The 19,816-nt window shown below is 67.6% G+C and carries 18 protein-coding genes and 1 tRNA gene; 7 read left to right on the plus strand and 12 right to left on the minus strand.

Annotated elements, in window-relative coordinates:
• Positions 1-66: 66 nt before the first annotated feature.
• Positions 67-771, minus strand: coding sequence for a glutathione S-transferase family protein (locus tag DFR49_RS14820; protein WP_119036511.1), 705 nt, complete (start codon positions 769-771; stop codon positions 67-69).
• 159 nt (positions 772-930) lie between these two features.
• Here DFR49_RS14820 and DFR49_RS14825 point away from each other — a divergent pair, with 159 nt between their 5' ends.
• Positions 931-2,076 carry a glycosyltransferase family 4 protein gene (locus DFR49_RS14825; protein ID WP_119037226.1) on the plus strand — a complete coding sequence of 382 codons (1,146 nt, stop codon included), beginning with the start codon at positions 931-933 and terminating at the stop codon, positions 2,074-2,076.
• Positions 2,077-2,118: 42 nt separating this feature from the next.
• Here the strand turns inward: DFR49_RS14825 and DFR49_RS14830 are convergent, their stop codons facing one another.
• Entirely contained in the window at positions 2,119-2,403 is a 285-nt protein-coding gene (locus DFR49_RS14830; protein WP_119036512.1) for a DUF2218 domain-containing protein, read from the minus strand.
• Complete coding sequence (locus tag DFR49_RS14835; protein WP_245968638.1) at positions 2,400-2,975, minus strand: PadR family transcriptional regulator; 576 nt, start codon at positions 2,973-2,975, stop codon at positions 2,400-2,402. The genes DFR49_RS14830 and DFR49_RS14835 overlap by 4 nt, the downstream gene beginning before the upstream one ends.
• Positions 2,976-3,125: 150 nt before the next feature.
• Here DFR49_RS14835 and DFR49_RS14840 point away from each other — a divergent pair, with 150 nt between their 5' ends.
• From DFR49_RS14840 to DFR49_RS14860, 5 genes are all read left to right on the plus strand, one after another.
• Positions 3,126-4,445 carry a replication-associated recombination protein A gene (locus DFR49_RS14840; RefSeq protein ID WP_119036514.1) on the plus strand — a complete coding sequence of 440 codons (1,320 nt, stop codon included), beginning with the start codon at positions 3,126-3,128 and terminating at the stop codon, positions 4,443-4,445.
• On the plus strand, positions 4,442-4,792 hold the full coding sequence (locus DFR49_RS14845) for an MmcQ/YjbR family DNA-binding protein (protein ID WP_119036515.1): 351 nt from the start codon (positions 4,442-4,444) through the stop codon (positions 4,790-4,792). Before DFR49_RS14840 ends, DFR49_RS14845 begins: the two co-directional genes overlap by 4 nt.
• The gene (locus DFR49_RS14850) at positions 4,789-5,661 is read left to right on the plus strand and encodes a hypothetical protein (RefSeq protein ID WP_119036516.1); all 873 of its coding nucleotides are present in this window, start codon (positions 4,789-4,791) and stop codon (positions 5,659-5,661) included. The genes DFR49_RS14845 and DFR49_RS14850 overlap by 4 nt, the downstream gene beginning before the upstream one ends.
• A 98-nt stretch (positions 5,662-5,759) precedes the next feature.
• A tRNA-Thr gene (locus DFR49_RS14855) sits at positions 5,760-5,835 on the plus strand.
• Between the two features lie 117 nt (positions 5,836-5,952).
• Positions 5,953-7,572: an arylsulfatase B gene (locus tag DFR49_RS14860; protein WP_119036517.1), complete on the plus strand. Its 1,620-nt coding sequence runs from the start codon at positions 5,953-5,955 to the stop codon at positions 7,570-7,572.
• 21 nt (positions 7,573-7,593) lie between these two features.
• Here the strand turns inward: DFR49_RS14860 and DFR49_RS14865 are convergent, their stop codons facing one another.
• From DFR49_RS14865 to DFR49_RS14885, 5 genes are all read right to left on the minus strand, one after another.
• A complete protein-coding gene (locus tag DFR49_RS14865) occupies positions 7,594-8,553 on the minus strand; it encodes a quinone oxidoreductase family protein (RefSeq protein ID WP_119036518.1) in 960 nt (319 codons plus the stop codon).
• Entirely contained in the window at positions 8,550-9,917 is a 1,368-nt protein-coding gene (locus DFR49_RS14870) for an MFS transporter (protein WP_119036519.1), read from the minus strand. Before DFR49_RS14870 ends, DFR49_RS14865 begins: the two co-directional genes overlap by 4 nt.
• Positions 9,918-9,946: 29 nt before the next feature.
• A complete protein-coding gene (locus DFR49_RS14875) occupies positions 9,947-11,101 on the minus strand; it encodes an acetyl-CoA acetyltransferase (RefSeq protein ID WP_119036520.1) in 1,155 nt (384 codons plus the stop codon).
• Positions 11,098-11,478: a Zn-ribbon domain-containing OB-fold protein gene (locus DFR49_RS14880; RefSeq protein ID WP_119036521.1), complete on the minus strand. Its 381-nt coding sequence runs from the start codon at positions 11,476-11,478 to the stop codon at positions 11,098-11,100. Before DFR49_RS14880 ends, DFR49_RS14875 begins: the two co-directional genes overlap by 4 nt.
• A gap of 131 nt (positions 11,479-11,609) precedes the next feature.
• Positions 11,610-13,985 (minus strand): TonB-dependent receptor, encoded by a 2,376-nt coding sequence (locus DFR49_RS14885; RefSeq protein WP_119036522.1) that lies wholly within the window; start codon positions 13,983-13,985, stop codon positions 11,610-11,612.
• A 250-nt stretch (positions 13,986-14,235) separates the two neighbouring features.
• Between DFR49_RS14885 and DFR49_RS14890 the strand changes: the two genes are divergently transcribed.
• Positions 14,236-15,423: a CaiB/BaiF CoA transferase family protein gene (locus tag DFR49_RS14890; RefSeq protein WP_119036523.1), complete on the plus strand. Its 1,188-nt coding sequence runs from the start codon at positions 14,236-14,238 to the stop codon at positions 15,421-15,423.
• Between the two features lie 124 nt (positions 15,424-15,547).
• Here the strand turns inward: DFR49_RS14890 and DFR49_RS14895 are convergent, their stop codons facing one another.
• The 4 genes from DFR49_RS14895 to DFR49_RS14910 are packed head-to-tail and all read right to left on the minus strand — an operon-like array spanning position 15,548 to position 19,782.
• Positions 15,548-16,399 (minus strand): MaoC/PaaZ C-terminal domain-containing protein, encoded by an 852-nt coding sequence (locus tag DFR49_RS14895; RefSeq protein WP_119036524.1) that lies wholly within the window; start codon positions 16,397-16,399, stop codon positions 15,548-15,550.
• A 1-nt stretch (position 16,400) separates the two neighbouring features.
• The gene (locus DFR49_RS14900) at positions 16,401-17,207 is read right to left on the minus strand and encodes an enoyl-CoA hydratase (RefSeq protein ID WP_119036525.1); all 807 of its coding nucleotides are present in this window, start codon (positions 17,205-17,207) and stop codon (positions 16,401-16,403) included.
• On the minus strand, positions 17,192-18,112 hold the full coding sequence (locus DFR49_RS14905) for an SDR family NAD(P)-dependent oxidoreductase (protein ID WP_119036526.1): 921 nt from the start codon (positions 18,110-18,112) through the stop codon (positions 17,192-17,194). Before DFR49_RS14905 ends, DFR49_RS14900 begins: the two co-directional genes overlap by 16 nt.
• Positions 18,109-19,782, minus strand: a complete 1,674-nt coding sequence (locus tag DFR49_RS14910; protein ID WP_119036527.1) for a thiamine pyrophosphate-binding protein — start codon at positions 19,780-19,782, stop codon at positions 18,109-18,111. Before DFR49_RS14910 ends, DFR49_RS14905 begins: the two co-directional genes overlap by 4 nt.
• Between the last annotated feature and the right edge of the window lie 34 nt (positions 19,783-19,816).

Below are 19,816 nucleotides of genomic sequence, written 5' to 3' on the forward strand. Positions count from 1 at the left end.
GCAGAACGAGAACGATAGGAGAACAGAGAAATCGTACGCCCCCTCCTGAAAGGGGCGCGCCGAAGCCTATTCCTTCGACGGTATCGCCAGCCCCCGCTGCACCGCCGGCCGGTCGAGCCCGCGTTGCAGCCACGCGGCGACGTTGCCGAAATCGTCGAACCCGACGATATCGCGCGCCTCGTAAAATCCGATCAGGTTGCGCACCCAGCCGAGCATCGAAATGTCGGCGATCGTATAGGCGTCGCCCAGGAACCACGTCTTGCCCGCGAGCGCCCCGTCCATCACCCCGAGCAGCCGCTTCGATTCGTCGACGTAGCGTCCGAGCGGGCGCTTGTCCTCCCACGCCTTGCCCGCGAACTTGTTGAAGAAACCGAGCTGGCCGAACATCGGCCCGACGCCCCCCATCTGGAACATCAGCCACTGGATCGCGTGCCAGCGGCCCGCCGGATCGTGTGGCACGAACTTGCCCGTCTTGTCGGCGAGGTAGAGCAGGATCGCGCCCGATTCGAACAACGCCAGCGGCTTGCCCCCCGGCCCCGCCGGATCGAGGATCGCGGGGATTTTGCCATTGGGGTTGAGCGACAGGAATTCGGGCGTCTTCTGATCGTCGGTGCCGAAATCGACGAGATGCGCCTCGTACGGCAACCCCGTCTCTTCGAGCATGATCGACACCTTCACCCCGTTGGGGGTGTTGAGCGAATAGAGCTGCAACCGATCGGGATGCTCGGCCGGCCAGCGGCAGGTGATCGGGAAATCGGCAAGGGGGTCCACGCGCTACATCCTCGAACCTGAAGCCTTCCCGACTTCTGGCGAGTTTGGCGTCCGTCTTCAACACCCTTTCCCATCGTCGCCGCCGACCCGGACCACACAGTGGCAAATTCTGATATCGTTGCGGTGGCGTTTGTCGTCGGCTGCCGCTATCGGCGCGGAATGAAGCCGAGCGATCTCCGCGTGGCGCTGTTCAGCGGCAACTATAACTACGTCCGTGACGGCGCCAATCAGGCGCTCAACCTGCTCGTCGGTCACCTGCTCGACCGGGGGGTGCATGTGCGCGTCTATTCGCCCACCGTCGCCGAACCCGCCTTCGCTCCGACCGGCGATCTGGTCGACGTGCCCGCGATGCCGCTGATCGGCGGGCGCGGCGAATATCGGGTGGCGGGCGGAATCACCCGGCGCGTGCGGCGCGATCTGGAGGCGTTCGCGCCCAATCTGGTCCATGTCTCGGCACCCGATTGGCTCGGCCACCGGGCGGTCTGCTTTGCGCGCCGTCGCGGTCTTGCGACGCTGGCCTCGCTCCACACCCGGTTCGAAACCTATCCGCGCTATTACGGGCTGCCGTTTCTCGAGCCCATCTTCGTGTGGATGCTCCGCCGCTTCTACGGCCGGGTCGATCAGGTGATGGTCCCCACCCCCAGCATCGCCGACCTGCTCGAACAATGGGGCGTCGCCACGCCGATCGGCATCTGGTCGCGCGGGATCAACCACGATCGCTTCTCGCCCGCACGCCGCGATCTCGCGTGGCGCCGCGCGCACGGCATCGGCGACGATGAAATGGCGATCGGCTTCCTCGGCCGGCTGGTGAAGGAAAAGGGGCTCGACATCTTCGCCGAGGTCGTCACCGATTTGGCGCGGCGCGGCGTGCCGCACAAGGTGCTCGTCATCGGCGAAGGCCCGGCGCGGGACTGGTTCGAAAACCAGGTGCCCGAGGCGGTGTTCGCGGGCTTCCAGTCGGGTGACGATCTCGGCCGCGCGGTCGCATCGATGGACGTGTTCTTCAACCCCAGCATCACCGAGACCTTCGGCAACGTCACGCTCGAGGCGATGGCGGCGGGCGTGCCCGTGGTCGCCGCGCGCGCGACCGGCGCGGTCGATCTGATCGACGAGGGCGTCACCGGCTTCCTCGTCCCCCCGCGCGAGGTCAGCGGCTATTCACAAGCAATCGAGCGCATCGTCGGCGATCCCGCGCTGCGCCGACGGATGGGCGCCGCGGGCACCGCGTGCGCGGCGGGCTATCAATGGGAAACCGCCAACCAGGCCGTGCTCGACGCCTATCTCGAGGTGATGGCGCGGCGCTGACCGCCGCCGCAGCGCGCGAACGAAGCAGCGGCGGACAGGCTTTCATTTCCAATCGTAGGTCAGCGGTCCTTCGCGGAATGCGAAGCGATCGATATGCTTTTCGACCACCTCGCGCATCCGGCCACTATCCTCGCCCTCGGGCACGGTGAGTTCGAGATCGAGGCTCTCGCTGTCGGCGCGCATCGCGAGCCGGCTGCCGCCCGGAAAATCGATCGTGCCCTCCTCCGGCGTGAACACGACCGTCATCTTGTGGCTCCAGTGCTTGGCAAGCTGCTGGAGATAGCGGCTGGCCGACGCCGTCGGCACACGGGCGACCGAGAGGCTCATTTGAGCCGCTCGATCTTCTGCGCGGCTTCGTCGATGATCGCGGCAACGTCGAGCAGCGTCTCGACGCCGACATCGTCGCGCGTCAGCCGATGCTGGAGCACCTGCCGCAGATTGCCCATCGCCCGCCGGATCGGCGCGCCGTCGGTGCGCTCGCGCATCTCGCCGACTTGCGCCAGCCGCGCCATCAACGCGGCGACTTCCTCGACATTCTCGTCCAGATGCGCGCGCCCGGCATCGGTGATCGCGAATTTCTTGCGGGTGCCTTCGGCCGCCTGCTCCTCGATCAACCCCATGTCGCCGAGCAAGGTCAGCGTCGGATAGACGACCCCCGGGCTGGGTGCATAGGCGCCGCCGGTCAGATCCTCGATCTCGCGGATCAGGTCATAGCCGTGGCGCGCGTCGTCGGCGATCAGCTTCAACAGCACGAGCCGCAGTTCGCCGCCGTCGAACATCCGCCGCCGGCCGCGCCCGCCGCCACGCTCGCGGCCCCAGCCGCCGTGGCCGCCATGCCGGTCGCCCCAGCGCCCCGGCCCCATGTGCATGCCGCCGCAGCGGCCATGTCCGTGTCTCATCATGTCATGTCCTTCATTTAAGATGGCGTTAAGATATATCTTGATAGAGTTTATGCAACCCACTTTTTTGGGATGTTTGGGCTAAACTTCGCATCGCCTTCCGGCTCGAGACGTGCGTTCCGCCGACAACCATCCTATCTTCCCCGCACGATGGCAGACCTCTTCGCCGATCAGGAACCGACAGCCGCCGCGCCGCCCGAGCCCGACGATACCGCGCCGCTCGCCGATCGGCTGCGGCCGCGCGCGCTCGACGATGTGGTGGGGCAGGAGCATCTGACCGGCCCGGAAGGCGCGATCGGCCGCATGGTCGGCGTCGGCAAGCTCTCGTCGATGATCCTGTGGGGGCCGCCCGGCACCGGCAAGACGACGATCGCGCGGCTGCTCGCCGATGCGGTGAGCCTGCGCTTCGTGGCGATCTCGGCGGTGTTCTCCGGCGTCGCCGATCTCAAGAAGGCGTTCGCCGAGGCGCGCGAACATGCCCGGATGGGCAAGCGCACCTTGCTGTTCGTGGACGAGATCCATCGCTTCAACCGCGCGCAGCAAGACGGTTTCCTGCCCTTTGTCGAGGACGGCACCGTCACGCTGGTCGGCGCGACCACCGAGAATCCGAGCTTCGAATTGAACGCCGCGTTGCTCAGCCGCGCGCAAGTGCTGATCCTGTATCGGCTGGGGCATGAAGCGCTGGCGACGCTGCTCGACCGCGCCGAGATGGTGGAGGATCGCCCCCTGCCCCTCACCCCGCCGGCGCGCGACGCGCTGATCGCCAGCGCCGATGGCGACGGCCGCTTCCTGCTCAACCAGGCCGAGACGTTGTTTTCGGTCGCGTTGGAGGCGCCGCTCGATCCGGCCGGGCTCTCGGCCTTTCTCCAGCGCCGCGTCGCGGTCTACGACAAGGATCGCGAGGGGCATTACAACCTCATCTCGGCGCTCCACAAATCGATCCGCGGCAGCGACCCGCAGGCCGCGCTCTATTATCTCGCGCGGATGCTCGTCGCGGGCGAGGAACCGCTCTACGTACTGCGCCGGCTGACGCGGATGGCGTCCGAAGATATCGGCCTCGCCGACCCGCAGGCGCTCGTCCAGTGCCTCGCCGCCAAGGACGCATACGATTTCCTGGGCTCGCCCGAGGGCGAACTCGCGATCGTGCAGGCGTGCCTCTATCTCGCGACCGCGCCCAAATCGAACGCGGCGTACAAGGCGGCGGGCGCGGCGTGGCGATCGGCGAAGGAGACCGGCTCGCTGATGCCGCCCCAGAACATCCTCAACGCGCCCACCAAATTGATGAAGCAGATCGGCTACGGCAAGGGCTACGCCTACGACCATGATCAGGCGGAGGGCTATTCGGGCGCGAATTACTGGCCCGACGACATGGCGCCGCAAACCTTCTACACCCCCACCGACCGCGGCATGGAAAAGCGCATCGCCGAACGCATGGCTTGGTGGCGCGAACTGAAGGAGCGCGGCACATGATCACCCTCGACGATGCCGTCGCCTACGCGCTGGGCCTTCCCGATACCGAATTGTCGACGAGCTACGGCCAGCCCGCGGTCAAGGTCGCGTCGAACGGGCGCGCGTTCCTCTATACCGGCCACGAACGGGACACGTCGTTCGGCCTCGCGCTCGATCTCGACACGATCGAGATGCTCAAGGAAACCGATCCCGACACCTATTGGCAGAGCGCGCATTACGAAGGCTGGCCTGCGGTGCTGGTGCGCTACGACAGCCCCGATCCCGAACGCGTCCGCACGATGACCGAGCGCTCGCGCGACTGGACGGCCGCCAAGCCCAAAGTGCGGCCCCGCAAACGCAAGGCGTGACGCCTTTCACCCATTTCGCCGCGATCGACTGGTCGGGCGCGGTCGGGCCGCGGCAGAAGGGGCTCGCGGTGGCGCTCTGCACCATCGGCAGCGAGGCGCCGGTGCGCGTGCGGCCGGGCCATGTCTGGTCGCGCGGCGAGGTACTCGGCTGGCTCGACCGCGAGATGCCGCGCGATACGCTGGTCGGGCTCGATCTCGGCCCATCGCTGCCCTTCGTCGATGCCGGCGCCTTCTTCCCCGGCTGGCGCGAGAGCCCCGCCGATGCGCGCGGGTTGTGGGCGCTGGTCGAGCGGCTGTGTGCCGACGATCCGCACCTTGCGGCCTCGTCGTTCGTCGATCACCCGCAAGCCGCGCGCCATTTCCGCCGCCACGGCGGGCGCACCGGCGACAAGTTCGGCGTCGGGCGCGGCCGGCTGCGCGTCACCGAGTTGGCGCAGCGCGCGCAAGGGCTCAACCCGTACAGCAACCTCAACCTCGTCGGCGCGGCGCAGGTCGGCAAATCGAGTCTTACCGGCATGCGCGTGCTCCACCGCCTCGCCGGCCGCGTGCCCGTCTGGCCGTTCGATTCCGCACCGCCGCGCGGGCCGCTGATCGTCGAGATCTACACCAGCCTCGCCGCGCGTGACGCGGGCCGCCCCAAGGGCCGCAGCAAGATGACCACGATCGCCGCGCTCAACGCCGCGCTGACCCACCCGGCGATCGGCAGCGCCCCGGTGCCCGGCGACGGCGCGATCGACGATCACGGCGCCGACGCGCTGCTCACCGCCGCCTGGCTGCGCGCCAATGCGCACCGCGCGGCGTTGTGGCAACCGCACGACCTCACGCCTCAAATCGCGCAAACCGAGGGCTGGACCTTCGGCGTCGTCTGACGCATGGGGCGTTGACGAGGCGGCATCGGCCCGCTTCCCCCACCTCGTCACCGGTGGCCGGGTGGGGGAAGCGGGCCGGTGCCGCGACCGATAAGAACGCCGGTTTAGCTCAGTTGGTAGAGCAGCGGTTTTGTAAACCGAAGGTCGCGGGTTCGAATCCTGCAACCGGCACCACCGCGCTAAAAGGCGCCCCGATGCCGCCGGATTATCGGCGCAACTACCGCCGGCCGACCGACTGGCGACGACGTTGGCCGACACCTCTTGTCGGCGTGAATGGATTAGGAGAGGCCAATGGCGCACCCGCGTTTCGGCAGGCTTTTCGGCCGGTTTTCCAGCACATCGGCCGCATCGCCGGCGCAAGCGCCGCGACTCCTGCGCCTCAAGCGGCGAGGGGTGATCCTGTTGGGCGTCTCGGCGGTCGCCTGCGCGGCGGTCGCCTCCCCCGTCGCCAGCGCGCTCGCGCCAACGCCGCGCGAGGGCGTGGAGCACGACCAGCCCTCAACGGCGCGCGCGCCCAATATCCTCGTCATCGTCGCCGACGATCTGGGATATCAGGACGTGGGCTTCAACGGCGCGTCCTTTCCAACGCCCAATATCGATCGGATCGCCGATAGCGGGATGGTGCTCGACCATTTCTATACTTCGGCGCTGTGTTCGCCCTCGCGCGCGGGGTTGTTGACCGGCCGCTATCCGCACCGATTCGGCATCATGGGCGACACCGTCACGCCGGGGAGCGACTTCGGGCTCGATCCGCGGGAGGAAACGATCGCCGACGTGCTGGCGCGCGCCGGCTATGCGCGACGGTCGTTTCTCGGCAAATGGCATCTCGGCCATCGTTCGCGGGCCTATCACCCGATGAACTTCGGCTTCACCAGCTTTTACGGGCATTACAACGGCGCGATCGACTATTTCACGCACAAGCGCGAAGGGCAGGTCGATTGGCATCGCGACTATGCGCCGTCCGCCGACAAGGGCTATTCGACCGACCTGCTGGCCAATGAGGCCGCGACGATCATCCGCAGCCCGTCGCCGAACGGGGGTCCGTGGTTCATGTGGCTTGCCTTCAACGCGCCGCATGGTCCACTCCAGGCGCCGCCGGCGGATCTGGCATGGGCCGGGTTCGATCGCTCCAAGCCGCGCTTCACGCTGCACGAGAGCAAGCGTGAAGGCGTCGGCTACGGCGCGCAGGGGCGCGGCAACACGCACCGGCAGACCGCGATCGCCGCGATCCACGCGCTCGATCGGAATATCGGCACCGTGCTCGACGCGCTTCGCGAGACCGGGCAGCTCGACAACACGCTTATCCTGTTCACCAGCGACAATGGCGGCCCGGGCCGGGCCGGCGGCAAGGACAATGCGGCGAGCAACGGTCCGCTGCGCGGCTGGAAGGCCCAGCATTACGAAGGCGGCGTGCGCGTGGCCGCCGCGATTTCCTGGCCCGCCAGGCTGAAACCGCGTGCCGATGCCGGCATCGGCCCCGTCTCCTACGTCGATCTGCTGCCGACGCTGGCGCACATTGCCGGCGCGACACCATCGCGGACGCTCGACGGCAAGGACATGTCGACCGCCTTGCTCTCGGGCCAGCGGCCCGCGGGCGGCCGCACGTTGTTCGTCGGCGAGGATTATCGGACGCCGCCCAAATATGGGAACCGCTTCCCGGGGACTCCCGCCATGCTGCGCGCGCGCGCCGGAGCGGTGATCGTGGGGCAATGGAAGCTGGTGGGCGACCAGCTCTTCGATCTCGCGAGCGATCCCGACGAGAAGAACGACGTCGCCGCGCAGCACGCGGATATCGTCCGGCAACTCAAGACGCAGATCGCGACATTTTCCGCGCTGCGCAAGGTGTCCCGCGATCAATTGAACGCCACCCACCTGCCACCGCTGCCGCTCTGGACGCTTCCGAAAGAGTAGCGCGAGCCGCCTGCCCGTGCATCAGGCGCTCAGCAGCACGACCTTGCCCAGCGTATCGCGCTCCTGAATCGCCCGATGCGCGGCGGCCGCTTCGTCGAGCGCGAAGCACGTCGTGGTGATACGAAGATCCCCGTCCACGCACAGCGCGAACAGCGCTTGCAGGTCCGCACGCAGCGTATCCCGATCGACGTGTCTCGCGAACGCAAATCCGCGCAGCGATACGTTGCCCAGCACCAGCTTGCGCATCGCCACCGCGCCCAGCGTGAGTGGCGCCAGGCACGGCGCGCCGTAGACGAACAGCGTGCCCCCCGGAGCGACGGCACCGAGGCAGGCGAGCAATGTCTCGCCGCCGACCGAATCGCAGGCGATATCGAAAGACGCACCCGCGATGTCGGCATAGGCGATCGCCGCATCGGCGCCATTCGCCGTGGCGAGATCGCGCTTGGCCTGCGAACTTGCCACGGCGACGATCCGGGCGGCGCCGTGATGCCGGGCAAGCTGGACGAGCAACGATCCCACCCCGCCCCCGGCAGCGGTGATCAGCACCGATCGATCGCGCACCGCCGCCGAGCGGACGAGATACTGCGCGGTCGCCCCTTGAACGAGCAGCGCGGTCGCATCGGCGAACCCAAGGCGATCGGGAAGCGGCGCAACGGCCCACGCCTTCGCGGTCACGAACTGCGCATAGCCGCCGTGCAGCTTGCCGCTCGCCGCCAGTGCGGCGCCGACGCGCTGCCCGGGCGCGAGATCGGCCACCTCGGCGCCGACCGCCTCGATCGTGCCCGCCACCTCCGATCCGGGGATCGCGGGCAAGGCGTAGGACGCGACATAGCGATCCTCCCGCATCAGCGTCTCGGCGAAATTCACCCCGGCCGCGGCAACGCGGATCAGCACCTCGTCGGCCGCCGGTTGCGGGATCGGCATGTCCGCGACCTCAAGGACGTCCGGCCCGCCGAAGCGCGCGATGCGGATGGCTTTCATGCCGCCGGCTGCGCCTCGGCGCGTTGCTCGACCATCAGCGCGCGCGTCTGTCGGCGCACCAGCGCGAGCAGCACCGCCGCGATCACCAGCCCCGCCAGCGCCACGATCGCCATCGCCGGCTGCAATCCGTCGGCCGCGGTGAACCAATGGTCGGACAGCACGCCGATCAGCAGCGGCCCGATGCCCATGCCGACCAGGGTGACGAACAACAGATAGATCGCGATGATCCGCCCGCGCATCCGCGGCGGTGCCATCAATTGCAACGCGGTGCCCTGCACGCTCGATGCCGCCGTCGTCAGCATCATCGTCGGCACCAGCAGCGCGAAGGCGAGCGTCACATTGTCGATCAGGAACGCGGCGGGCATCAACGGCATCTGGGCGATCAACGTCCAGAAGGTGACGCGTACCGGCGCGTCCACCTTGCCCTTCTGGATCAGGCGATCCGAAAGCGCGCCGCTCGCCAGCATGCCGATGCTGCCGAAAACGCCGATGATCGCCCCGAGCACGAGCCCCGTGGTCCGCGCGTCGAGGCCGTGGACGCGCATGAACAGCGGCGCGCCCCACAGGAACACGACATAATTGGCGACATTGGCGAAGCTGAAGGCGCTCAGCGTGCCGATCATCGCCGCCGGCCGCCGCATGATATAGCGCCCGAGATCGGCGAAGGGCGGCGCCGGTGTCGTGATCCGGCGCGGCGCCTCGCGCATCGTAAGCGCCATCAGCAAGGCGAGCGGCAAGCCCAGCAGCCCGACGACGAAGATCGCCAGCCGCCAGCCGCCCACCGCCCCGACCAGCGGCACGGCGACCGTATGATCGGTCGCCCAATTGACCAGCACGCCGCCGAACATCGTCGCCAGCCCGCCGCCCAGCGACACCCCGATCGCATAGATCGCGATCGCGATCCCCAACCGGCGCGGCGGAAACCGGTCCGCGATCGTCGAATAGGCGCTGGGCGACAGCGTCGCCTCCCCCACCCCGACCAGCGCGCGCATCATCAACAGCATGGTGAAGCCGCCCGCGAAGCCGCTGGCACTGGTGGCAAGGCTCCACGCGACCAGCCCGAACAGGATCAGGTTCCGCCGGTTCGCGCGATCGGCCAGCGCGCCGAAAGGCAGGCCCAGCACCGAGTAAAAGACCACGAAGCCGAAGCCGATCAGCGCGCCGATCTGCGTGTCGCTGAGCGCGAATTCGCTCTTGATCGGCTCGATCAGCAGGCTGATCAGCGTCCGATCCATGAACGACAGCATGTAGGTGACCGACAGCAACCCGACGACATAATAGCCGTAGGTCAGCCGCTGGCCGCCCTCGGGCGCCGCGGCGATCGATCCGTCGGTGGTGTCGCCCGCCGCGCCTGGTGTGGCCATCGTTACTCTCCCGCCGCCTTCGATGGCGGTTACAATGTGCTTGCCGACCCCAGCACCACCGTCGCCTGGCTCGACAGCAGCATGCCGTTGCCGTGCGCCAGGCTGAGATCGACGGCGCGGTCGATCTGGTGCGCGCCCGCGGTCCCCATCAACTGGTCCGCCGCCTCGGCCAGCGCGAACAGGCCGTACATGCCCGGATGCACGCATGAGAGGCCACCGCCGTTGGTGTTGACCGGCAGTTCGCCGCCCGGCGCGATCCGCCCGCCCGACACGAAGCGACCGCCCTCGCCCTTGGGGCAGAAGCCGAGATCCTCGAGGAACAGGATCGGGTTGATCGTGAAGGCGTCGTAGAGTTGTAGCGCGTCCATGTCGGCGGGGCCGTAGCCCGATTGCGCCCAGACGCGCGGCCCGGTGTCGGCGGCGCCGGTCACCGTCAGATCGGGCATCGCCGCGATCCGGTTGTGCGTGGTCGCCGCCGCGCCGGCGAGCAGATAGGCCGGGCGCGCCGACAGGTCGCGTGCGCGGTCCGCCCGCGTCATCACCACCGCCGCGCCGCCATCGGTGACGAGGCAGCAATCGCGCACCGACAGCGGATCGCAGACCATGCGCGCGCCGAGCACGTCATCGATCGTCAACGGCCCGCGCTTCACCGCCTTGGGATTACGGTTCGCCCAGCCCCGCGCGGCCACCGCGACCTCGGCGAGTTGTTCGCGCGTCGTGCCGAATTCATGCATGTGGCGCGCCGCCGCAAGCGCATAGGCCGAAATCGGATAACGCGCCTTGTACGCCCATTCGAAGGGATCGGGCGGCGGTGGCGAAATCGCCCCCGCGCCGGTGCGCAGGTTGCTGCCGTAAGCGATCAGCGCGACATCGCACAGCCCTGCGTCGAGCGCCAGCGCAGCGGCGATCGCGAGTGTCTGGAAGGCCGATCCGCCGGTGCGGTTGTTGTCGGTGATCCGGGGATGGATGCCGAAATATTCGGGCACGCTGAGCCCGGAAATCAGATCGAACGGCATGCCGGTGAAGACACCATCGACATCCGCCGGCGTCAGCCCCACTTTCGCCAGCGCCGCGATGCTCGCATGCGCCAGCAGGTCGATCGATTGCAGGCCGGGCGCTTCGCCCATACCGTAGGTCGCGGTCGAGACGATCGCGGTGCGGCCGCGCGGGAACTTCTCGGTCATGCCGCGCTGTCCGGCTCGAACACGACGAACGGCCCGCCGCCCTCGTCGACGATCCGCGCGCGGACCGCCATGCCGATCGTCACCTCATCGGGGGCGATGCCGTCGATCCGGGTCAGCATCCGCGGCCCTTCGGCGAGATCGACGAGCGCAAGGCTCGCATCGGGCGCCGGCGGCCGGTTGCGCTGGACCGTGACCGAATAGACGACCCCCCTGCCGCTCGCCTCGACCCAGTCGAGATCGGTCGCCCCGGTGCGGGGCTCGGCGACGCGCGGATAGAAGACATGGGCGCCTGAACCCCGCGCGCGTTGCAGCATGAAGCGCCCCTGTTCCAGGAAGGCGCGAAACTGTTCGGCGGGGTGGATGGGAGCGTCGATCATGGTCCAAGGCTAGCAAGAGTTGGCCGGCCGCTCCATTTCGTATCCCGGCATGAGGCCGATCGCGGAACGGCGGTTGGCGACGCGACCCGGAAAAAGGGGGGAACGGCCCGCCGCTCCCCCATCGCCCCCGATCAGAACTTGAAGCCGATCTGTATGCCGTAGGTCGCGGGCTGGCCGGCCAGACGGCGCACGGTATCGTTGAACTTCGCGACGTTGGTCCAGTAATAGGCGTTGGTCACATTGTGGCCGAACACCTGGACGCTCCATTTCTTGTCCGGGTCCTGGATGCCGACGCGCAGGTCGACCAGCGCATAATCGTCGATCGCCAGATACGGATGCGTGCCGAACCCCGCGGTCGTCTTGGTGCGGTAGTTCATGTTGCCGCCGATCAACCCGTCGACGCTGCTGCTCAGCGGGAAGACGTACTGGCCGTCGAGCACGACCTGCCACTTGGGCGTGTATGGGAACGGGTTGCCCTTGAAATTCTCCTGCGTGGCCAGGATCGTATAGTTGATGAAATCGTCGGTGACCTTGGATTTGAGATAGGTCGCCGCGGCGGTGAGCGTCAGCCCGCTGACCGGATAGACGTTGATCTGGCCTTCGGCGCCGATGATACGCGATTTGGGCACGTTGATCAGCGCGGGCAGCGCGCCCAGCAGGTTCGGCGTCGTGATCCGGCGCGCCAGCAATTGCTTGTCGGTATAGTCGTAATAGAACGCTGCCCCCGACAGATCGACCAGCCGGTTGGCGAGCGAGACCTTGAACCCGCCTTCATAGGCCAGCACCGATTCCTGGCTGACGGGATCGAATTCCTCAAGGTTGATCGCGCCCGGCGCGGGGACGCTGCCCGCCTTGTAGCCGCGCGACACGTTGGCATAGAGGAGCACGTCGTCGGTGGGTTTGAAATCCACGCCCGCGCGCCAGCTCACATTATCCTGATCGAAGCTTTCCGCGCGCAGGTTGGGCGTCAGCGTCGCATCGAGCGATTGGCAATCGCCCGCGCGCAAGGGGGCGATCGGATCGAGCCCCTGGCCCGCGCGCAGGGCGTTGAACAACGTCGTGATCGCCGCGCCGGAGGCGTCACTGTTAACCTTGGTGCAGCCCGAATAATCGAGATCCGCCTTGGTGTAGCGCACGCCGGCATGCAGCGTGAACTTGCCGATATCGAGATCGACGTTTCCGAACGCGGCGAGGGTGCGGAAATCCTGCGTCGTGAACGGATTGGTGGCATCGTAATTATAGTCCGGGGTGAAGGCATGCACCGCCGAGGCATAAGGGAAATTCAGATAATCGTTCTCGATCGTATGCTCGCGCGCGTAATTGCCGCCGACGATCCAGCGCAACGCGCCGGTATCGCCCGAAAGCCGCGCTTCGGTGGAAAAGGACGTGATCTTGCCGACCACGGCGATATCACTGCTCGGCAAGGCGGTGCCGTCGACATCGTTGTTCTGGTCGATCGACGCGCGCGACCACGCCGTCACCGACGTGAAGGTGATGTCGTCGGTCAGGTCGTAATCGCCCCGCAGCGACGCCTGATAGAAGTTGTTGTCCTTGTGATAATTGGTCGCCGGGTCCCAGTCCGCGGCGCGGTTGTTCTTCGGGGCCAGCGGATAGGTGCCGAGCAGCGGCACTTCGTCGGCAAGCCGCGGCGTGACGTAGAGAATCCCGATCAACTGCGCGGCCTGCGTCTCGCCATGATCGACGAAGCCGTTGAGGTTGGCCGACAGCGACAGCCGATCGGTCGGCTTCCAGTCGAGCAGGATGCGGCCCTGGGTGAAGTCGCGCTGGCCGATCGCATCGTCGCGCGTGTAGCTTTTCTGCCAGCCGCCGCCCTGCACGCTGCGCGCCGCGACGCGGATATTCATGGTCGGCGTGATCGGACCGGTCACATAGCCCTGGAAATCCGCGGTGGCGAAGCGTTCGAAGCTCACCAGCCCGCCCATTTCCCAATAATCCTTGGGCTTGGCGGCGATATAGTTGATCGCGCCACCGGTCGAGTTCGAGCCGAACAAGGTGCCCTGCGGCCCCTTGAGCACCTCGACGCGCTCGAGATCGAACGCCGCGCCCTGCGCCATGACCGAGAAGGGCAGCGGCACCTCGTCGGTATAGACCGACACCGTCGGGCGCGCGCCGATCGAGGTTTCGAAGAAGCCGACGCCGCGCAGCGAAAAGACCGGCGTCCCCTGCCCGCTATCGGTATAGCTGAGCCCCGGCGTCACCTTCACCAGGCCCTGAACGTCGGTGATGCCCTTTTCGCGCAGCGAATCGCCGCTGATCGCGGTGATCGACATCGGCACGTCGCTGAGATTCTCGGCGCGCTTGGAGGCCGTGACGACGATGTCGCCGGGATAGGATTGGGTCGCCTGCCGGCTTTCCTGATCGCCCTGCTGATCCGCCGCGGCGACGCCGTCGTCCGCAACCGGAGGCGTGGCCGTTTGCGCCTGCGCCTCGCTCGCAAAGGCAGCCAGCAACGCAAGTGCAGATACCGACCAAAGGTGTTTACGCATCAGCCAATCCTCCCCAACAAAACGACACAAGCGGGTCTTCATGCCCGCTGGTTCATCGTCTCCGGAAAGGCACACGACCGATCCGCCGTCCTGCCCCTGGTGATGGAGCGGGCGCGAAAGCCGGGGTCCGTCCCGAACGACGACATCCTCGAGCTAACATCGCCCCGACCGCCAAGCACTTCGCATGTCGCTATGGGTGCGATTACAAATTCGTCCTAGTGAAGCGGACACCGAAAGCCATGAGTATCGCATGACCTCAGCACATGACGCCCCCGCGCCGCTCGCCGGCATCAAGATTCTCGAGCTGGCGCGTATCCTCGCCGGCCCTTGGGCGGGGCAAACGCTCGCCGATCTGGGCGCCGATGTCGTCAAAGTCGAGAGCCCCGAGGGCGACGATACCCGCACCTGGGGTCCGCCCTTCGTCGCGGCGGCCGACGGCGGCGATCTGTCGGCCGCCTATTTCCACGCCTGCAATCGCGGGAAGCGCTCGATCGTTGCCGATTTCACCACCGCCGAGGGGCAGGCGCTCGTCAAGAAGCTTGCCGCCTCGGCCGATGTCGTGATCGAGAATTTCAAGGTCGGGGGATTGCGGAAATACGGGCTCGACGCCGATGCGCTGATGGTCTGCAATCCCCGGCTCGTCGTCGCCTCGATCACCGGGTTCGGGCAGGACGGCCCCTATGCCACGCGCGCGGGCTATGATTTCCTGATCCAGGGCATGGGCGGCGCGATGTCGATCACCGGCGACCCCGCCGGCCAGCCGACCAAGACGGGCTATGCCGTGGCCGATCTGTTTTCCGGTCTCTACGCCGTCATCGGCATCCTCGCCGCGCTGCGCCGGCGCGACGAGACCGGCAAGGGCGGCTGGATCGATTGCGCGCTGCTCGACAGCCAGGTCGGCGTGCTCGGGAACCAGGCGCTCAACTATCTCGTCTCGGGGGACGCACCGTCACGCCTCGGCAATGCGCACCCCAATGTCGTGCCCTACGAGGTATTTCCGGCCAGCGACGGCCACGTCATCATCGCCGTCGGCAATGACGGGCAGTTCCGCCGATTGTGCAAGGCGCTGGATTTGGCCGATCTCGGCGACGCGCCCGATTATGCGACCAACAAGCTGCGCGTCGAGAACCGCGTCGCCCTCATCGCCGCGCTGGTGAAACGCACCGCCACCCTCACCCGCGCCGATCTGCTGGCGCGGCTCGAAGCGGCGACCGTCCCGGCGGGGCCGATCAACACGATCGCCGACGTGTTCGACGATCCGCAGGTACAGCACCGGGCCATGCGCGCCGATCTGCCGCATCCCGCCGCCGCCGGGGGCAGCGTGTCAGGATTGCGCACCCCGATCGTGCTCGACGGCCGGCCGATGATGCACCCCGGCCGCTCACCGATGCTGGGCGAACACGGCGACGCGATTCGCGACGATCCCGACTGGAGTTAGGACCATTTCGAGGAAGCGGCACCGGCCCACGCCCCACCCGGCCACCCAACGACGGTATCCTATGGGTGGCCGGGTGGCGAAGCCGGCCGGTGCCGCACCCGATTCAGCGTAGCTCAATCCGACTCTAACGCAGTTCCACCTTGCCGTGGTCGATCGCGACCACATCCCGCCCGGCGACGCGGGTGCGGAAGCTGACGACCGCGCCGTCGATCCAATAATCGGTGAGGAACGTCTCGCCCGGAAAAACCGGCGCGGTGAACCGGCCCGCAATACTCGCGATCCGGCCGGGTTCGTATCCGCACACCGCCTTGAGCAAGGCATGCGTCGCCACGCCGAAGGTCGACAGGCCGTGGAGGATCGGCCGATCGAAACCCACGCGCCGCGCCGCCTCGGGGTCGGCATGGAGCGGATTGTAATCGCCCGACAGGCGATAGATCAGCGCCTGCTGCGGCATCGTCGGCAGCGATACCGTGCCGTCGGGCGTACGATCGGGCAGCGGATGGGGCGGCTGTTGCTGCCTTGCCGGGCCGCCGATCCCGCCGTCGCCGCGCGCGAAGATGGTTTGGCGGATCGTCGCCAGCCGCGCGCCCGTCGCGGCATCGGAAAGCACGCGCTCGGCGATGATCAGCGCGCCTTTGCCTTCGCCCTTGTCGATCACGTCGACGATGCGCAGCGACGCCGTAACCTCTCCTTCGGACGGCAGCGGGGCGTGGAACGCGCCCGATTGCTCGCCGTGGACGATCCGGGCGTAATCGAGCCCGCTCTCGCGCACCCACGCCCCCGGCAGCGCGAGCACGAAGGCCTGGGTCGGCACCACGCGCAGGCCGTTTTCATAAACGAAGCGAAGCTGCTCGGCATCGGTGGGGTCGGCGCCCATGCCGATACCGAGCGCGTAGAGCATCGTGTCGCGCGCCGTGTATCGCTGGGTCACGTCGGGCACGCGAAATCCCATCAGCGTTTCATAATCGACAGCCATATCAACGTCCCTCGAAATGCGGCGAGCGCTTCTCGACGAAGGCGCGCTTCGCCTCGGCATGATCCGCGGTATCGGCGCAGCGCTGCTGGTGGATCGCCTCGATCTCGAGCATCCGTTCAAAGGGCGCGCTTTCGGCGGCAAGCAGGTTGCGCTTGATATAGCCGTAGGCGAGTCGGGGGCCGGCGGCGATCTCGCGCGCCCGCGCGATCGCGCGCGGCAGGCATTCCTCATCGGCGGCGATCTCGCTTACCAGGCCGATGCGCAGCGCTTCCTCAGCATCCACGCTGCGGCTGGTGAGATAGAGGTCGCGCGCCAGCGTCGGGCCGATCAACCGCGGCAAAGTGTGCGATCCGCCCATGTCGCCCGACAGGCCGACCTTGGCGAATGAGGTGGAAAAGCGCGCGCTCGCGGCGGCGATACGCAGATCGCACGCCGCGGCGAGCGTGAAGCCCGCACCGGCCGCCGGCCCGTTGACCGCCGCGACGACGACCTTGGGCATCGCGCGGATGAGCGCGGGCACGCGGTGCATCTGCTTGAGGTCGGCCACCCGCCCCTCGAAACTGCGCGGGCCGCGTGCCGCCATATTCTTCACATCGCCGCCCGCGCAGAAGCCGCGCCCCGCGCCCGTCAGCACGATCGCCCCCACCGCGTCGTCGCCTTCGAGATCGGCGAGCATATCGGCAAGCGCGATCATCATCGGCAAGTGGACGGCGTTCATCCGATCGGGCCGGTTGAGCGTGACGATCGCCACCGCGTCGGCGCGCTCCAGCAGGATTTCCGGGGCGACCATCGTCAGATCGGCTCCCACGGGAACACCCCCGCTGCCGTCACCGGCTCGCGGAATCCGGCGGCGAGACCGGGCATCGCGACATCGGCGATGCTGTTGGGGGTCCAGCCGTCGACATCGGCCACCACGCGCGCCAGATCGAACTGGTTGTAGAGATAGATTTCGTTCTTGCGCACGCCGAACACCTGCCCGCTGACATGCGCGGCACGATCGGATGCGAGATACACCGCGAGCGGCGCGTTCTTTTCGGGCGTGATCTGCATCATCTTTTCGACCCGCGCCTTCTGTTCGGGCGTGTCGGTGGGGATCGAGCTGACCATCCGGCTCCACGCCACCGGCGAAATGCAGTTCGAGCGCACGTTGTAGCGCTTCATGTCGATCGCGATCGACTTCGAAAGCGCGGTCATGCCCAGCTTGGCGGCGGCGTAGTTCGCCTGCCCGAACGCCCCGATCAGCCCCGAGGCGCTGACCATGAAGACGAACGCGCCCGATTCCTGCTGGCGGAAATGCTGCGCGGCCGCCGACGCGACATAGAACGACCCGTTGAGGTGGACGTCGACCACCGACTTCCAGTCGTCCGCGGTCATCTTGTGAAAGATCGAATCGCGCAGGATGCCCGCATTGTTGACCACCGCGTCGATGCGGCCGAAATTGTCGAGCGCGCATTGGACGATCTTCTTCGCGCTTTCGGGGTCGGCGACGCTGTCAGTGCTGATCGCCGCCTCGCCGCCCGCCGCGCGGATCGCGTCGCGCGTTTCCTCCGCCGGCGAGGCCGAGCCGCCCTCACCCGTCAGCGACACGCCGATATCGTTGATGATGACCTTCGCCCCGTGCGCGGCCATCATCACCGCGATCGCGCGGCCGATGCCGTTGCCGGCGCCGGTCACCACCGCGACCTTGCCTTCCATCAGTCTCGTGTCGGTCATATCGCCTCCTGTTGCCGCCTCGCTGCGTCGCGGATCTGGTCGAGTGTCATTGTCGGCGTGATCGCCTGGCTGTCGAGCTTGCAATGCAGGATCGCCGGGCGCCCGCTGGCGAGCGCGCGCTCGAAGGCGGGCGCGAAGGCGTCGGTGGTCTCCACCGTCTCGCCATGCCCGCCGAAGGCGCGCGCGAGCGCGGCGAAATCGGGACTGGTGAGCGTCGTCGCGGCGACCCGGCCGGGGAAGGTGCGTTCCTGGTGCATCCGGATCGTCCCATAGATGCCGTTGTCCACCACCACCACGATCAGCGGAATCCGGTGATGCACCGCTGTCGAGAATTCCTGCCCGTTCATCAAGAAGTCACCGTCCCCCGCCATCGTCACGACGATGCGATCGGGATGGTATCGCTTGGCGAAGACGCCGGCAGGAACGCCGTAGCCCATCGATCCGCTGGTCGGCGCCAATTGGGTCGCGAAGCCGCGGAACCGGTAATAGCGGTGGACCCACCCCGCGTAATTGCCCGCGCCGTTGCAGATGATCGCGTCGTCGGGAAGGCGATCGCGCAGCCACGCCACGACCTCGCCATATTGGAAATCGCCGGGCAGTGGTGCGGGCTGGTCGCTCCAGACGCGATAGGCATCGCGCAGCGCCGCACGCGCGTCGCCCCACGCGGCTGTCGCCCGCGTCTCTGCGACCGCATCCAGAAACGCGCCGGGCGTGGCGTTGATCGCGAGCACGGGCTGGTAAACGCGCCCCAGTTCAAGCGGATCGGGGTGGATGTGGACGAACGGCTGTTCGGGCCGGGGAATCGCGAAGTGCGCGTAGGAATTGGACGCGATTTCCGACATCCGCCCGCCGATCAGCACCACGAGATCGGATTGGGCGACATAATCGGCCAGCGCCGGGTTGGGGCCGATCCCGAGGTCGCCGACGAACTGCGCGTTCGTCGCCGGGAACAGCGCCGCGCGCCGGAATGCGGCGGCAACCGGCAGGTCGAGCCGCTCGGCAAGCGCGATCAGCGCGTCGCGCGCATCGGGCGTCCAGCGCGATCCGCCGACGATGACGATCGGCCGCGCCGCCTGCGCCAGCAGCGTCTCGAATCGCGCGATGTCGTCGGGGAGCGGCGCCGGGCTGGCGGGCACCACCACCGGCGCATCGGCGACAATCGCCACATCGTCGAGCATATCCTCGGGCAGCGCGATCACCACCGGGCCGGGGCGCCCCTGCATCGCGACGCGGAAGGCGCGCGCGATGAGTTCGGGAATCCGGCGCGCGTCATCGATCTCGACCGCCCATTTCGCGACACCGGCAAAGGCCTGCGGATAATCGAGTTCCTGGAATGCCTCGCGGTGGCGGAAGCCGCGCTCGACCTGCCCGACGAACAGGATCATCGGCGTCGAATCCTGCATCGCGATGTGCAGCCCCGGCGCGGCGTTGGTGGCGCCGGGGCCACGCGTCACGAAGCAGATGCCGGGGCGACCGGTGAGCTTGCCGTGCGCCTCCGCCATCATCGCCGCCCCGCCCTCGGCCCGGCAGGTGAGGAGATCGATTCCGCTGTCGATCAGCGCGTCGAGCACCGAAAGATAGCTCTCGCCGGGAACGCAACTCGCGTGCGTCACGCCTTGCGCGATGAGCTGATCGACCAGAATCCGTGCGGCGGTGCGTGCCTGCGCCATAACTCTCCCCGTCGCCAATCCGCGCCGGCGGAGC

The sequence above is a fragment of the Hephaestia caeni genome (assembly GCF_003550065.1).
Taxonomy (GTDB): Bacteria; Pseudomonadota; Alphaproteobacteria; order Sphingomonadales; family Sphingomonadaceae; genus Sphingomonas; species Sphingomonas caeni_A.

Bases quoted from the DNA above. Each gene is read 5' to 3' on its own strand.
- DFR49_RS14825 (WP_119037226.1), top strand. From the start codon at position 931: ATGAAGCCGAGCGATCTCCGCGTGGCGCTGTTCAGCGGCAACTATAAC.
- DFR49_RS14905 (WP_119036526.1), bottom strand. From the start codon at position 18,112: ATGACCGACACGAGACTGATGGAAGGCAAGGTCGCGGTGGTGACCGGC.
- DFR49_RS14910 (WP_119036527.1), bottom strand. From the start codon at position 19,782: ATGGCGCAGGCACGCACCGCCGCACGGATTCTGGTCGATCAGCTCATC.
- DFR49_RS14880 (WP_119036521.1), bottom strand. From the start codon at position 11,478: ATGATCGACGCTCCCATCCACCCCGCCGAACAGTTTCGCGCCTTCCTG.
- DFR49_RS14835 (WP_245968638.1), bottom strand. From the start codon at position 2,975: ATGAGACACGGACATGGCCGCTGCGGCGGCATGCACATGGGGCCGGGG.
- DFR49_RS14870 (WP_119036519.1), bottom strand. From the start codon at position 9,917: ATGGCCACACCAGGCGCGGCGGGCGACACCACCGACGGATCGATCGCC.
- DFR49_RS14865 (WP_119036518.1), bottom strand. From the start codon at position 8,553: ATGAAAGCCATCCGCATCGCGCGCTTCGGCGGGCCGGACGTCCTTGAG.
- DFR49_RS14875 (WP_119036520.1), bottom strand. From the start codon at position 11,101: ATGACCGAGAAGTTCCCGCGCGGCCGCACCGCGATCGTCTCGACCGCG.
- DFR49_RS14830 (WP_119036512.1), bottom strand. From the start codon at position 2,403: ATGAGCCTCTCGGTCGCCCGTGTGCCGACGGCGTCGGCCAGCCGCTAT.
- DFR49_RS14885 (WP_119036522.1), bottom strand. From the start codon at position 13,985: ATGCGTAAACACCTTTGGTCGGTATCTGCACTTGCGTTGCTGGCTGCC.
- DFR49_RS14895 (WP_119036524.1), bottom strand. From the start codon at position 16,399: ATGGCTGTCGATTATGAAACGCTGATGGGATTTCGCGTGCCCGACGTG.
- DFR49_RS14845 (WP_119036515.1), top strand. From the start codon at position 4,442: ATGATCACCCTCGACGATGCCGTCGCCTACGCGCTGGGCCTTCCCGAT.
- DFR49_RS14840 (WP_119036514.1), top strand. From the start codon at position 3,126: ATGGCAGACCTCTTCGCCGATCAGGAACCGACAGCCGCCGCGCCGCCC.
- DFR49_RS14860 (WP_119036517.1), top strand. From the start codon at position 5,953: ATGGCGCACCCGCGTTTCGGCAGGCTTTTCGGCCGGTTTTCCAGCACA.
- DFR49_RS14890 (WP_119036523.1), top strand. From the start codon at position 14,236: ATGACCTCAGCACATGACGCCCCCGCGCCGCTCGCCGGCATCAAGATT.